This window comes from Bacillus sp. LSHTCR4, assembly GCF_057197025.1.
Genome location: NZ_JBXUNO010000006.1, coordinates 118,101 through 131,385, shown reverse-complemented (window position 1 = coordinate 131,385; position 13,285 = coordinate 118,101). Strand labels below are relative to the sequence as shown.

Here is a 13,285-nt window from a genome sequence, read left to right as displayed (position 1 = left end):
AGAAAATAATTATTTGAATTTTTAGTATATTAATAGTGGAAACATAATGCTAATATGAAACTACTCTTTTTCAAAAAATAATTTATTAGGGGGAAGATTCATGAAAAAGAAAAGTTTAGCGTTAGTGTTAGCGACAGGAATGGCAGTTACAACGTTTGGAGGGACAGGCTCTGCATTTGCGGATTCTAAAAATGTGCTCTCTACTAAGAAGTACAATGAGACAGTACAGTCACCGGAGTTTATTTCTGGGGATTTAACTGGAGCAACTGGTAAGCAAGCAGAATCTGTTGTGTTTGATTACTTAAACGCGGCAAAAGGTGATTATAAGTTAGGGGAAAAGAGTGCGCAAGATTCTTTCAAAGTGAAACAAGTGAAGAAAGATGCTGTAACTGATTCAACAGTATTACGTTTGCAGCAAGTATACGAAGGAGTACCTGTATGGGGTTCTACACAAGTAGCTCACGTAAGTAAAGATGGTTCTTTAAAAGTATTGTCTGGAACAGTTGCACCTGATTTAGACAAAAAAGAAAAGTTAAAAAATAAAAATAAGATCGAAGGCGCAAAAGCGATTGAAATTGCGCAAAAAGATTTAGGGGTTACACCTAAATATGAGGTAGAACCAAAAGCGGATTTATATGTATATCAAAACGGTGAGGAAACAACATATGCATACGTTGTAAATCTAAACTTCTTAGATCCAAGCCCAGGAAACTACTACTATTTCATTGAAGCAGAAAGCGGTAAAGTATTAAATAAATTTAATACAATCGATCATGTGACGAATGATGATAAGTCACCAGTCAAACAAGAGGCTCCTAAGCAAGATGCAAAAGCAGTTGTAAAGCCTGTAACAGGAACAAATAAAGTAGGAACTGGTAAAGGTGTATTAGGAGATACGAAGTCGCTTAATACAACGTTATCTGGATCATCTTACTACTTGCAAGATAATACACGCGGAGCAACAATTTTCACATATGATGCGAAAAACCGCTCGACATTACCAGGAACATTATGGGCAGATGCAGATAATGTTTTCAATGCAGCGTATGATGCAGCGGCAGTAGATGCTCATTACTATGCAGGTAAAACATATGATTATTATAAAGCTACATTTAATAGAAACTCTATTAATGATGCAGGAGCACCGTTAAAATCAACAGTCCATTACGGAAGCAATTATAATAATGCATTCTGGAACGGATCACAAATGGTATACGGAGATGGTGATGGTGTAACGTTCACTTCTTTATCGGGTGGTATTGATGTAATTGGTCACGAATTAACGCATGCTGTTACGGAAAATAGCTCGAATTTAATTTATCAAAATGAATCAGGCGCATTAAATGAAGCTATTTCTGATATTTTTGGTACTTTAGTAGAATTCTATGATAACCGTAACCCAGATTGGGAGATTGGTGAAGATATTTACACGCCTGGTAAAGCAGGAGATGCACTTCGTTCTATGAGTGATCCAGCGAAATATGGTGATCCAGACCATTATTCTAAGCGTTACACTGGTTCAAGTGATAACGGTGGGGTTCATACAAACAGTGGTATTATTAATAAACAAGCTTATTTATTAGCGAATGGCGGTACGCATTACGGTGTAACTGTAACTGGTATCGGTAAAGATAAGTTAGGTGCAATTTATTACCGTGCAAACACACAATATTTCACGCAATCTACTACATTTAGCCAAGCTCGTGCTGGTGCAGTACAAGCTGCAGCTGATTTATATGGTGCAAATTCTGCGGAAGTAGCAGCAGTTAAGCAATCATTTAGTGCTGTTGGTATTAACTAACGATCTAAAGGATAGCTATTAATAAAATACCTCAAAAATAAAGAAGGAGCCTATGCTCCTTCTTTATTTTTTTCTCCATTTTTTCCACAAATAATATAATCCGATACAACCTGCGATTGTCACAATCCACTTTGCTTCATTTGTTCCATTCATAACATGATAGGCCGAATATACTTCGATTAACAAAGCCGGTATTTTCCCTATCGTACTGGCAATACTGAAGGATAGTAATGACATTTTACCTAGAGCGGCAAATAAAGTCACGATACTTGATGGGATGAAAGGTATGAACCGAAACGATAGAACGAGTAGAAAGGCCTCTCTACCTTCTACATAAAGTAGGCGTTCTACCTTTGGGTACTTATTTACTTTGCTGTGAGTGAATCTCTGAAGGCCTATACGATAAATATAAAACGAGATAATAGCCCCTAATGCCTCACCAGCGATCGAAATAATGGTTCCGTTTGTTACACCAAAGAGCTGTATGTTAATAGCGGTCAAAAAAATACTAGGAATAACACCTAAAAGACTAATGACTATGTTGATTAAGATACTAAGTGGAATTGCGATTGAATAATAGTCTGTTAAGAAGTTTTGAATTGTTTCAGCCATTGTTTAAAATCCTTTATCTTTTTTTGCATTACACCATATTTCCATTGTGTAGGCAAGTACAAATTTACATAATGTAGAAAAACGTTAAAAAACACCAACTGTATACCTTATATGGGTACTATGTATACGGGAAGAGGGGTATATTTAACTTTTTTAAAAAACACCAATAAAATCCCTATTTTAAAGGGTTTTATTGGTGTTTCGATAGGTGTTTTAACTTGGGAAATAATTATAAAAACATAGGGGTATATTTATGTAAGAGGCAAAAATAGCGGTTTTATGAAAAATAGGTGGTAATATGGCAAAATAGATGAGGAATTTAAAAAATGTGTATGTTTTTTCGGTGTGAAATTGACTTTTAGTGGAGTTACGATAATAATCATGAAAGAGGTGATATGATGAAACGAATAAGTAGTCTTTTCTTGAGTAGTTTATTGGCACTCATGCTGATCTTAAGTGGATGTGCAGGAAAAGAACAAAAAACAGAGAAACAAACAGGGAATCAATCGACATCAGTAGAAAAAATTAGTGATAATATTTTAGATGAAATGGAAGGGCCACCTAAAAATGGTCACACGATTGAAAGACATGTAGGCAAATCAGAAGAAGATTTGAAGAATCGCTTGAAGACAGATAAAGTATCAGCAGCAAGTACATACTATGACAAGGAAACAGCGACGAAAGCTGTAAAAGATAGTTTGAAGCAGCATGATAAGGAAATTCAAGATTGGTTAAAAAATTCTAAAGAGGCTCGTCTCGTATTAAATACAACGCATTCATTCCCAGTTGGAAAAACGGTAATAAAGAAAAATATGAATGTAAAAGACAAGTTAGTAAAAACTGTTACTGTTTTAGCAAGAGATAAGTCAGGAGATTTAGGATATAAGATCATTACTTCTTATCCATCTGATAAATAAGAAGGGGGAGTAAATATGTATACGACATTACAATATTTTTTCAAATCGTATTGTACGTTAAGTATCCATGAAGATGAAATAGTAGGCGTGATGGAAGAGTTTATAGGGCAAGAAGACGAAGAAATTGTTTTGAAATTACGCGATGAATTATTATATATGAAGAAAAAGGATGCTTGGGAAGAGGCGTGCGTATTAGCTGCGAAGCAAGGGAATCGTATGTGGTCGTTAGAAGAAACGAAAGACCATCTTGCAACCTTTTTATTATTATTGCAAAAGAAAAAGGCGTGAGTAGATCACGCCTTTTTTATTTTTGAAATTTGTTCGTTTGATAGTGTCTTATTGTTTTGAAGCGCTTTTATATACGCTTTTTGAAATTTGTCCATTAGATATCACTTCACCGTTTTGTGTTACTTTTTTATACGTAACTGCTGTTATTTTATCATTAGTCCTACTAATTACTTGAGAAGAAACTTCAACATTTTTACCAGTATTTGTACCGAAAATGCGTGTAGTAATACTACCTCCATTTGAAAACGCTTGAATATAAATATGATTGCCTGTATTGTTTTTAAATTTTAAATCTGGACCATAATCTGCTACTGCTGCATCTTGCCCAAGTGGTAAATAATTTACTGGCATAGAATGATTGCTTCGAGAAACAATTCCTAAATCTGCTCTTAAAGCTGCGCTATATAAAGTACTACTTACTTGGCAAACGCCTCCGCCTGCACTTTGTATAACTTTACCTTGTGAAAATACGGCTGCGGATTTATAACCATGAGCAGCATCCGTTACACCAACGCGGCCATTAAAACTAAATGTTTCATCAGGTGCGACAATAACGCCACTTAAAGTATTGGCTGACTTATTTACGTTAAAGGATTGATTCCCGTTACGACCAGCCATTGGAGTTGAATATTCAGCGATTACTTCTTTAATCCCCATTTTCTGTATATCTTCTGTAGAACGTTCAGGTTTTAATAGTGTAACTGGTAATGTAACGTCAGATGTACCAGAAGTAATGGCCTGTTTCGTTAAATCGGTTAACTTTCTTTTATCGATTTTTTCTCCGTTTTGACTTTGGCTAATATTTACTGTAGTGCCTTCAATACTTAATTCTGCATTAACAGGATCTTTTAATGTTTCATTATATTTATCCTTCATAAAGCTTTCATAAGCAGTTGTATTTAATTGAGGTGTTAATTTATAGTCACGTTTTAATTCACCGTTTTCAGCCTGCTTCCGCATTTTGTAACGATTCATTGCGTTTCCTTCTTGTTCTTTAAAGATTTTGTCGATAATATCTTTTTCTTTATAATTTATCCCTAAATCTTTCCATGTGTAAGTTTGTTTATCATTTTGGAATATGTAAGTAAGTGATTTTTGATCTAACTCAGTTATCTTTTGATCAATAATGGCTTGAATATCTTTTTTATTTTTTCCATCGAGAGAAATACCTTCAAATGTAGTATTGGGTAATACAGTAGTATCTAATTGATTATTCAGTTTGGATACATATTGATATCCACCAACACCGCCTACACAAAGTAATATGCCTCCAGTAATTGCAGAACCGATCAGTATTTTACTTAGCTTCATTTATTTCCCCCCAGAAATTTTTGTATAAATATATGTATTACATTTTTTGTATAAAAATGATGAAAATAACATTATGTACGTACTAGTATACTATTATTTTCACTGTGTGTGTAATGTTTTTATAAAATATGTTACACTGTTGTAATAATTGTCTCTTTTTGTCACAATATGTACAAGAAATATGTTGAAAATTATAATAAAAAGGCTGTCTAGAAAGTTCTAGCAGCCTTTTTATTATAATTTTTTATGTTCATTTTTATTCGTAACACCGAGATGTTCTTGTAGTGTTGTGGAAATATTATTGACGCTTTTTTCGTTTGGAACGTAATAATAAATACCACCTATATATTTATCAGTACCTTCTACTTGCAATTTGTCCATTTTTAAGTTTGAACCCATTGAATTTTTCGCAATTGTCATCATATCATCAAAAGTTAAATTTGTTTTTAAGTCTTTATCAACAGCGTCTAATAAACCACCGATTTTATTAATGGAATTCAGAGATAATGCCTTTTCAGCAATAGCTTCTAAAACAAGCTGTTGTCGTTGACCGCGCATATAATCACTATCAATATGACGAGTTCTTGCTAGTGCCAATGCCTCTTCGCCATTTAAGTGTTGACGTCCCTTTTTAAGATGAATTGCATCTGCTTCATCTTTACTATTTTGTTCTGTGAACTCCACTGGAACATCTACAGTAATCCCACCAAGGGAATCAACAATTTTGATAAAGGATTTAAAGTTGAATTTTACATAGTAATCCACTGGAACATCTAAAAAATTCTCTACCGTATCAATCGTGCTGTCTACACCGCCGAATACGTGCGCATGTGTAATTTTATCGTATTTTTCACGTGATTTAATGTACACACGTGAGTCGCGTGGAATACTGACAAGTTTAACAGATTTATCGTTTTTATTAATTGTGGCAAGTAATAGCGCATCTGTACGAGTTGCTTTTCCGTAATTTTTGTCCCTGATTTCACTTTCATCAACTCCCATAATGAGTACAGAAATGTTATCAGTCATAGGTTTAACGGCTTTTTCACGTTTGCTGGATTTATCCCCACGGCCCAGTTCAGCATAGGCATTACTTAACACAGACTTTGCTTTACTGTATATATGGAAGGAATAGCCCCCTGCTCCAAGTGCTACAACCAGTAATGGAATAAGCAGGAACCAAAGTAGGCGTTTTTTCTTTGAGCGTCCTTTTTTGGCTCGAGTATCTTTGTTCATATTGGATTTCATCATTTTTTCTCCTTTAAAACTATCAAAGTGTATACATCTAGAAGCGCATTCAAACACATAAAAAATATTGTACGCTAAATAAAAGCGATTGTACATGTATAAAAAATAGATGTCTTGATTATTTATAAAGACACCTATTCGTTATTGTATACAAAAGATAGAAATAAGAAAATGATAAAATTTTACCTAATTACAACATAATGCTTACGATAATTGCAGATAAAATGCTAACGAGAGTAGCTCCATATAGTAATTTAAGGCCAAACCTGGCAACAACGTTTCCTTGTTCTTCGTTTAACCCTTTTACCGCACCTGAAATAATGCCGATAGAAGAAAAGTTGGCAAAAGAAACGAGGAAAACAGAAATAATACCAACTGTACGAGGAGAAAGGCTATTAGAAATTTTACTAAGATCCATCATGGCTACAAATTCATTCGTTACAAGCTTCGTTGCCATAATGCTACCAGCCGAGACAATTTCGGAACTTGGTACACCGATAAGAAACGCAATTGGTGCAAAGACGTAGCCGATTAATTGCTGGAAAGTAATGCCGAATATAATGAGGAATAGATCATTAATGCAGCTCATTAATGCGACGAATCCGATAAGCATAGCACCGACAACGATAGCTACTCGAAAGCCATCTAGAATGTATTCTCCAAGCATTTCAAAAAAGCTTTGCTTTTCGCCTTTTATTTCTAAAATATCTTCGTCATCTTTCACGTCGTAGGGATTAATAATAAGTACGATAATAAAACCGCTAAATAAATTGAGAACGAGTGCGGTTACTACATATTTAGGTTCGATCATTGTCATATAGGCACCTACGATAGACATAGATACGGTTGACATAGCAGATGCACAAAGTGTATAAAGACGGTGTTTTGGAATTTGAGCTAATTGCTTTTTGACCGTAATAAAAACTTCTGATTGGCCTACAATGGCAGATGCGATAGCATTGTAAGATTCTAATTTCCCAAGACCATTTATTTTGCTGAGGAAGTAACCGATCCAACGAATGAAAAATGGTAGTATTTTGAAATGTTGCAGTATACCAATTAAGACGGAAATGAAGACAATTGGTAATAAGACAGTAAGGAAAAAAGGCATTTCACCTTTATTGGCAAGGCCGCCAAATACGAAGTTTATACCATCAGCAGCATACTCGAGTAGCTTTGTAAACAGACTGGAAATGACTCGAATAAGTATGAGACCGATTTCTGTATTTAATAACAAATAGGTTAAAATTAACTGTATAATAAGCATGATGAAAATAGGTTTAAATTTAATATGTTTCTTATTGTTACTAGCAATATAAGCAAGGAAGAAAACAACGATAAGTCCCATGAAAAAAGTAATAAATTTCATAGTAAGCCCCCTAAAAGAGATATTCTGCTATATATGTTTTTCATTTCAAGGGAGAATATGCATCTTTGGTAAAGAAAGGAATAGAGAAATTATGAATATAAGTAAAGTGCACCACGTTGCTATTATTTGTTCGAATTACGAAGTGTCAAAGGATTTTTATACTAGGGTATTGGGTTTTAAAGTGATAAATGAAGTATATAGAAAGGAAAGAGATTCTTATAAGTTAGATTTATGCGTAGGGGAAGCGTATCAAATTGAATTATTTTCATTTCCAAATCCGCCAAAGCGGCCGAGTTTCCCAGAAGCAGCTGGACTTAGACATTTAGCATTTGCTGTTACAAATATAGAAGAAGCTGTGAAGCATTTAAACGAATGTGGTGTTGAGACGGAATCAATACGTATTGATGAAATAACGGAGAAGAAATTCGTCTTTTTCCAAGACCCTGACGGCCTACCTTTAGAATTGTATGAGGTTTGAAATTGGTGAATTTTATATAGGGTTGCTTTTGAGTAAATGAAGAAACTAAAGTGAAACTTCTTTTTAAAAGGAGGTGTAACTTTAGCTAAGAAAGCTAAAGGGCATATGTGGATATTTTAAAATTACTGATGGTAGTCATCCTTATTGCATTAACAGGTTTTTTTGTAGCTGTTGAATTTGCAATTATTAAGGTACGTAGCAGTCGGATTGATCAACTCGTTAGTGAAAAACGACGAGGAGCATTGGCAGCTAAAAAGGTCACTTCAAATTTAGATGAATATTTATCGGCCTGTCAGCTAGGTATTACAATTACTGCTTTAGGGCTTGGGTGGTTAGGGGAACCAACCATTAAACATTTACTCGAGCCGTTGTTTTTAAAATTAAAATTCTCACCTGCAATTTCCAGTACAGTTTCATTTATTATTGCCTTTGCAGTGATTACATTTTTACATGTTGTCATTGGTGAACTTGCTCCGAAGACATTTGCTATACAAAGAGCGGAGCAAGTTAGCTTATTGTTATCAAAGCCACTTATTTACTTTTACCGAGTTATGTATCCGTTTATTTGGGCTTTAAACGGTTCAGCAAGGGTTGTAACTGGTTTATTCGGATTACATCCAGCTTCTGAACATGAAGTAGCTCATTCAGAAGAAGAATTAAGGTTAATCTTATCTGAGAGCTATGAGAGCGGAGAGATTAATCAAAGGGAATTTAAATATGTAAATAATATTTTTGAATTTGATAATAGAGTCGCAAAGGAAATTATGGTGCCTCGTACGGAAGTTGTAGGCTTATATGAAGACGAACCATTTGAAACACATATTAAAGTAATCGCACAAGAAAAGTACACGAGATATCCTGTATTTGGTGAAGATAAAGATGAAATTATTGGGATGGTTAATGTAAAAGATTTGTTTATTCGTTACATGGATGGTAATCGGGACGAGGAGTGCTCGATTATGCCATATACAAGACCAGTTATTGAAGTGCTAGAAAATATTCCAATTCATGATTTACTATTACAAATGCAAAGAAAACACATTCCATTAGCTGTGTTGTATGATGAATATGGCGGTACAGCGGGGATTGTTACACTGGAAGATATTTTAGAAGAAATTGTTGGAGAAATTCGAGATGAATACGATGAAGATGAACACCCGCCTATAGAACATATAAGTGAAGGATGTAAAATTGTAGAAGGAAAAGTGCTTATTAGTGAAGTAAATGATTTATTTGGCATACATTTAATTGCTGATGATGTAGATACAATTGGTGGCTGGATTATGGTACAAAAGCAAATCGTTGCTGAAGGAGATATTATTGAAAAACACGGCTTTTCTTTTAAAGTTCTGGAAAAAGATATGCATCAAATTAAACGAGTGGAAATAAAGAAGGTAGAAGAATGATTTTTTAAAAAGGTATATATAGAAAATTAAATGTTTGCGCTTTCAAAAAAGGTGCTATATAGTGAAGGTGGACACTGAAAAATTCTTCTGAACGATACTCGTATTTTTAGAGGGCGAATTTTTTAAATAGGGATTTAGAATGAAAAGTATAGGTGATGAAAATGATAGCAACGAAGGATATACGTATAGAAAAAGACTTTTTAGGTGAAAAGGAAGTACCGAATGTAGCTTATTATGGTGTACAAACATTACGCGCTGTAGAAAACTTCCCGATTACAGGGTATCGCATTCATCCGTCACTCATTACAGCAATGGCAATTGTAAAAAAAGCGGCGGCACTTGCAAATATGGATACTGGTTACTTAGCGAAAGATATTGGACACGAAATTGCAGAGGCAGCGCAAGAAATTGTTGATGGAAAATTCCATGATCAATTCATCGTAGATCCAATTCAAGGCGGTGCTGGAACTTCTATTAATATGAATACAAATGAAGTAATCGCTAATCGAGCGTTAGAACGTATGGGATATGAAAAAGGCGAGTATGCAAAAATCAGCCCAAATACGCATGTAAACATGGCTCAATCAACGAATGATGCGTTTCCAACGGGGATTCATATTGCAACTCTTATGATGCTAGAAGAACTTCTTATTACAATGGAAGAACTTCATGCTGCTTTTCGTGCAAAAGCAAAAGAGTTCGATCATGTCATTAAAATGGGACGTACGCATTTACAAGATGCTGTGCCGATTCGTCTTGGTCAAGAATTTGAAGCGTATAGCCGAGTGCTTGCGCGTGATATAAAAAGAATTAAACAGTCTCGCCAACATTTATATGAAGTGAATATGGGGGCGACAGCTGTTGGTACGGGATTAAATGCAAACCCTACCTACATTGAACAAGTGGTTAAACACTTGCGAACATTTAGCGGATTCCCACTTGTTGGTGCAGAGCATTTAGTTGATGCAACGCAAAATACAGATGCATACACAGAAGTATCTGCAGCATTAAAAGTATGTATGATGAACATGTCTAAAATTGCGAATGACCTTCGTATTATGGCATCTGGTCCACGTGTTGGATTGGCGGAAATTCAATTACCAGCTCGTCAACCAGGTTCATCTATTATGCCGGGTAAAGTAAATCCTGTTATGGCAGAAGTAATTAATCAAGTCGCTTTCCAAGTAATTGGTAATGATCATACAATTTGTTTAGCGTCAGAAGCAGGACAATTGGAGCTCAACGTAATGGAGCCTGTGCTCGTATTTAATTTAATTCAATCTATTAGTATTATGAATAACGGATTCCGTGTATTCCGTGAATATTGTATTAAAGGAATTACAGCAAATGAAGAATTGCTAAAGCAATATGTTGAGAAAAGTGTTGGAATTATTACGGCAGTGAACCCTCATATTGGTTACGAAGCAGCATCTCGTATTGCACGTGAAGCAATTGAAACAGGAAAATCTGTTAGGGAGCTATGTTTAGAGCATGGTGTACTGACAGAAGAAGAATTGGATATTATTTTAGATCCATTTGAAATGACGCATCCTGAAATTGCTGGAGCTTCTTTATTAAAGGATAAGAAGATGTAATGTGAAAAACACCGATCCATTTGGATCGGTGTTTTATTTTTAAAAGATATTAAATACAGCATTTAATTGAAGTAAGCTAATAATAGCTAAGAAGATTAAACTATATTTCATCACTGTTTTAAATAGAACCGATTCTTTACCAACTAGTCCAACTGCCGCACAAGCAACTGCTACAGATTGTGGTGAAACCATTTTTGCTATTGTGCCACCAACTACGTTTAATGAAACGAGAGTAGATGGTACGATGTTTAATTGATCGGCAGTTACTGCTTGAAGTGGTGCGAATAGTGAACCACTAGATACTACTGAACCAGTAATGAATACGCCAATCCATCCTAAGATTGGAGAAAGAATAGGGAATGCATTTCCAGTAGAAGAGAATGCAAGTCCAAGTGTAGATGACATACCAGAGTAGTTCTCTACGTAAGCTAAAGCGATAACGCTACAAATTGTATATACTGGAACTTTTAATTCTTTTATTGTTTCAATCATTAATTCTTTAATCATTTTGCCGTTTACACGATAGACGATAAGTGAAACGATAATTGCTAATACAATTGCAGTAGTTGTAGATGAGAATACATCAAATTTGAAAACAGCTGCGAAAGGTGTATCAGCTTTTGTGATTGGTGCAGTTTTAATAACTTGATTATGAAGACCAGGGAATTGAATGTTAAATACTAAGTTTGCTAATGGACCATCCGGAGCAAATAAAGCTTTAATTGGTTTTAAATTAAAGATTGTTACGAATGCAGTTAAGAATACGAATGGAGACCAAGCATATAAAATTTGATTGAATGTATGTGATACTTTTTCTTCTTGTTTTTCTTCTTTAGCAGAAGATTTTGGCTGCCAAACACGTAAGAATAATGCAAGAGAGATCATACTTACAACGGCTGCGAAAATATTAGTAAGTTCTGCACCTAAGAAGTAAGTTACAACGAACTGAGTAATTGCGAAAGAAACACCACTTACAAGAATACCTTGCCAAGTTTCTTTAATGCCTTTAAATCCATCTACCATTGAAACAAGTAAGAACGGTAAAACAATGCTAATGAATGGCAAAATGTAAACTGCTTGACGACCGACAGTTAATGCATCTATTCCAGTTAATTGTGCAGGTACTGTAACTGGAATACCCATAGCCCCCATAGCACCACCAGCGATATTAGCTACTAAGCAAATACCCGCTGCTTTTAATGGATTAAAGCCCATACCTACAAGTAATGCAGCTGTAATAGCAACTGGAACACCGAAACCAGCTGCGCCTTCTAAGAAAGCGCCGAAAGAATAAGCGATTAATAATACTTGTAAACGTTGATCATTTGTAATACTTGAAATACTATCACGAATGACATTGAATTGTTCTGTTTTAACAGTTAATTTGTAAAGGAAGATAGCTGCGATAACGATAGTACAAATTGGATAAAATCCAGATAAAACACCAAATCCGGCAGATGCTACTGCTGCAGTTGTAGGCATTTTATAAACAAATATAGCAAGAATAATAGCAACAATTACACTGTAAAGACCAGCCATGTAACCTTTCATTTTGAATCCCACTAAACAAATAATGAAGCAAAAAATTGGAAGTGCTGCGATTAGAGCAGATAACCAAATATTGTTTAATGGGTCATAAATTTGTGTCCAAGTACTCATAATAATGACAACTCCTATCTATTTTATGTGAAGAAATTCACATTATTTGTGAAACTATTCACAATCAACTTACATGCTTAGTATATTCTCCTTCAACACTATTGTCAACGTAAAAAAGTATAATTATTCCATAATAGTGTTAAAAGAAATACTTTGTTCATAAAGTAGACAAAAAGCCCATTCAAATCTATTTGAGTGGGCGGGATAAAGGATTTGCATATTCTTTTCTTGTAGTTGTTTATACAGTATTGATGCTACAGCTCTATAGTAGAGACCGTCTTTGTATCGAATATAGAGCTGCAGAATGTACCGCTTGTCCCATTTGATCAGGTCAGGGGTGGGACAGTAAATGTACTTAATAGGAAGTGTTCCATCATAGTTCAAGCGATTGAATATTAATTAAAAAGTAATAAGTTAATATTTAATGTTACGGCAGCTCTTTTTACTGAAAATTCCTTTTAGCGTAACAAAGAGGTTAAATATAACCCAAATACGTTACGATAGGTTATCAATTATAGACGGTATTTTACAATATCATTACTGCACGTTGCAATGAGGTGAAAATATAACAAAAAGCCTGATAAAACAACGTTTGCAAGCA

11 protein-coding genes are annotated in these 13,285 nt (G+C 34.8%); 6 read left to right on the top strand and 5 right to left on the bottom strand.

Going from position 1 to position 13,285, the window contains the following annotated elements; translation table 11 throughout:
- The first annotated feature begins 100 nt into the window (after positions 1 to 100).
- Positions 101 to 1,801: a M4 family metallopeptidase gene (locus tag AC2CGR_RS25430; protein ID WP_029437418.1), complete on the top strand. Its 1,701-nt coding sequence runs from the start codon at positions 101 to 103 to the stop codon at positions 1,799 to 1,801.
- A 63-nt stretch (positions 1,802 to 1,864) separates the two neighbouring features.
- On the opposite strand, the gene AC2CGR_RS25425 is transcribed toward AC2CGR_RS25430, so the two are convergent.
- On the bottom strand, positions 1,865 to 2,413 hold the full coding sequence (locus AC2CGR_RS25425) for a TVP38/TMEM64 family protein (RefSeq protein WP_029437419.1): 549 nt from the start codon (positions 2,411 to 2,413) through the stop codon (positions 1,865 to 1,867).
- A gap of 398 nt (positions 2,414 to 2,811) precedes the next feature.
- Here AC2CGR_RS25425 and AC2CGR_RS25420 point away from each other — a divergent pair, with 398 nt between their 5' ends.
- Both AC2CGR_RS25420 and AC2CGR_RS25415 read left to right on the top strand, forming a co-directional pair.
- The gene (locus AC2CGR_RS25420; protein ID WP_000822712.1) at positions 2,812 to 3,330 is read left to right on the top strand and encodes an RNase A-like domain-containing lipoprotein; all 519 of its coding nucleotides are present in this window, start codon (positions 2,812 to 2,814) and stop codon (positions 3,328 to 3,330) included.
- A 15-nt stretch (positions 3,331 to 3,345) separates the two neighbouring features.
- Positions 3,346 to 3,618, top strand: coding sequence for a hypothetical protein (locus tag AC2CGR_RS25415; protein WP_048552733.1), 273 nt, complete (start codon positions 3,346 to 3,348; stop codon positions 3,616 to 3,618).
- A gap of 48 nt (positions 3,619 to 3,666) precedes the next feature.
- Here AC2CGR_RS25415 and AC2CGR_RS25410 read toward each other — a convergent pair whose 3' ends face one another.
- The 3 genes from AC2CGR_RS25410 to AC2CGR_RS25400 all read right to left on the bottom strand — a co-directional run bounded on the left by AC2CGR_RS25410 (position 3,667) and on the right by AC2CGR_RS25400 (position 7,546).
- Positions 3,667 to 4,929, bottom strand: coding sequence for a VanW family protein (locus AC2CGR_RS25410; RefSeq protein WP_087967102.1), 1,263 nt, complete (start codon positions 4,927 to 4,929; stop codon positions 3,667 to 3,669).
- A gap of 234 nt (positions 4,930 to 5,163) precedes the next feature.
- On the bottom strand, positions 5,164 to 6,180 hold the full coding sequence (locus tag AC2CGR_RS25405; RefSeq protein ID WP_327918740.1) for an LCP family protein: 1,017 nt from the start codon (positions 6,178 to 6,180) through the stop codon (positions 5,164 to 5,166).
- A 187-nt stretch (positions 6,181 to 6,367) separates the two neighbouring features.
- The gene (locus AC2CGR_RS25400) at positions 6,368 to 7,546 is read right to left on the bottom strand and encodes a NupC/NupG family nucleoside CNT transporter (protein WP_087967098.1); all 1,179 of its coding nucleotides are present in this window, start codon (positions 7,544 to 7,546) and stop codon (positions 6,368 to 6,370) included.
- 91 nt (positions 7,547 to 7,637) lie between these two features.
- On the opposite strand from AC2CGR_RS25400, the gene gloA2 reads away from it, so the two are divergent.
- The 3 genes from gloA2 to aspA all read left to right on the top strand — a co-directional run bounded on the left by gloA2 (position 7,638) and on the right by aspA (position 11,025).
- Complete coding sequence (gloA2, locus tag AC2CGR_RS25395; protein ID WP_087967096.1) at positions 7,638 to 8,024, top strand: SMU1112c/YaeR family gloxylase I-like metalloprotein; 387 nt, start codon at positions 7,638 to 7,640, stop codon at positions 8,022 to 8,024.
- 107 nt (positions 8,025 to 8,131) lie between these two features.
- Positions 8,132 to 9,430: a hemolysin family protein gene (locus AC2CGR_RS25390; RefSeq protein ID WP_087967095.1), complete on the top strand. Its 1,299-nt coding sequence runs from the start codon at positions 8,132 to 8,134 to the stop codon at positions 9,428 to 9,430.
- 161 nt (positions 9,431 to 9,591) lie between these two features.
- Positions 9,592 to 11,025, top strand: a complete 1,434-nt coding sequence (gene aspA, locus AC2CGR_RS25385) for an aspartate ammonia-lyase (RefSeq protein WP_029437426.1) — start codon at positions 9,592 to 9,594, stop codon at positions 11,023 to 11,025.
- 39 nt (positions 11,026 to 11,064) lie between these two features.
- On the opposite strand, the gene AC2CGR_RS25380 is transcribed toward aspA, so the two are convergent.
- The gene (locus tag AC2CGR_RS25380) at positions 11,065 to 12,684 is read right to left on the bottom strand and encodes an L-lactate permease (RefSeq protein ID WP_087967092.1); all 1,620 of its coding nucleotides are present in this window, start codon (positions 12,682 to 12,684) and stop codon (positions 11,065 to 11,067) included.
- Positions 12,685 to 13,285 lie beyond the last annotated feature (601 nt).

Coding starts and splice junctions, on each gene's coding strand:
- gloA2 (WP_087967096.1), top strand. CDS start 7,638: ATGAATATAAGTAAAGTGCACCACGTTGCTATTATTTGTTCGAATTAC.
- AC2CGR_RS25380 (WP_087967092.1), bottom strand. CDS start 12,684: ATGAGTACTTGGACACAAATTTATGACCCATTAAACAATATTTGGTTA.
- AC2CGR_RS25425 (WP_029437419.1), bottom strand. CDS start 2,413: ATGGCTGAAACAATTCAAAACTTCTTAACAGACTATTATTCAATCGCA.
- AC2CGR_RS25405 (WP_327918740.1), bottom strand. CDS start 6,180: ATGATGAAATCCAATATGAACAAAGATACTCGAGCCAAAAAAGGACGC.
- AC2CGR_RS25415 (WP_048552733.1), top strand. CDS start 3,346: ATGTATACGACATTACAATATTTTTTCAAATCGTATTGTACGTTAAGT.
- AC2CGR_RS25430 (WP_029437418.1), top strand. CDS start 101: ATGAAAAAGAAAAGTTTAGCGTTAGTGTTAGCGACAGGAATGGCAGTT.
- AC2CGR_RS25400 (WP_087967098.1), bottom strand. CDS start 7,546: ATGAAATTTATTACTTTTTTCATGGGACTTATCGTTGTTTTCTTCCTT.
- aspA (WP_029437426.1), top strand. CDS start 9,592: ATGATAGCAACGAAGGATATACGTATAGAAAAAGACTTTTTAGGTGAA.
- AC2CGR_RS25420 (WP_000822712.1), top strand. CDS start 2,812: ATGAAACGAATAAGTAGTCTTTTCTTGAGTAGTTTATTGGCACTCATG.
- AC2CGR_RS25410 (WP_087967102.1), bottom strand. CDS start 4,929: ATGAAGCTAAGTAAAATACTGATCGGTTCTGCAATTACTGGAGGCATA.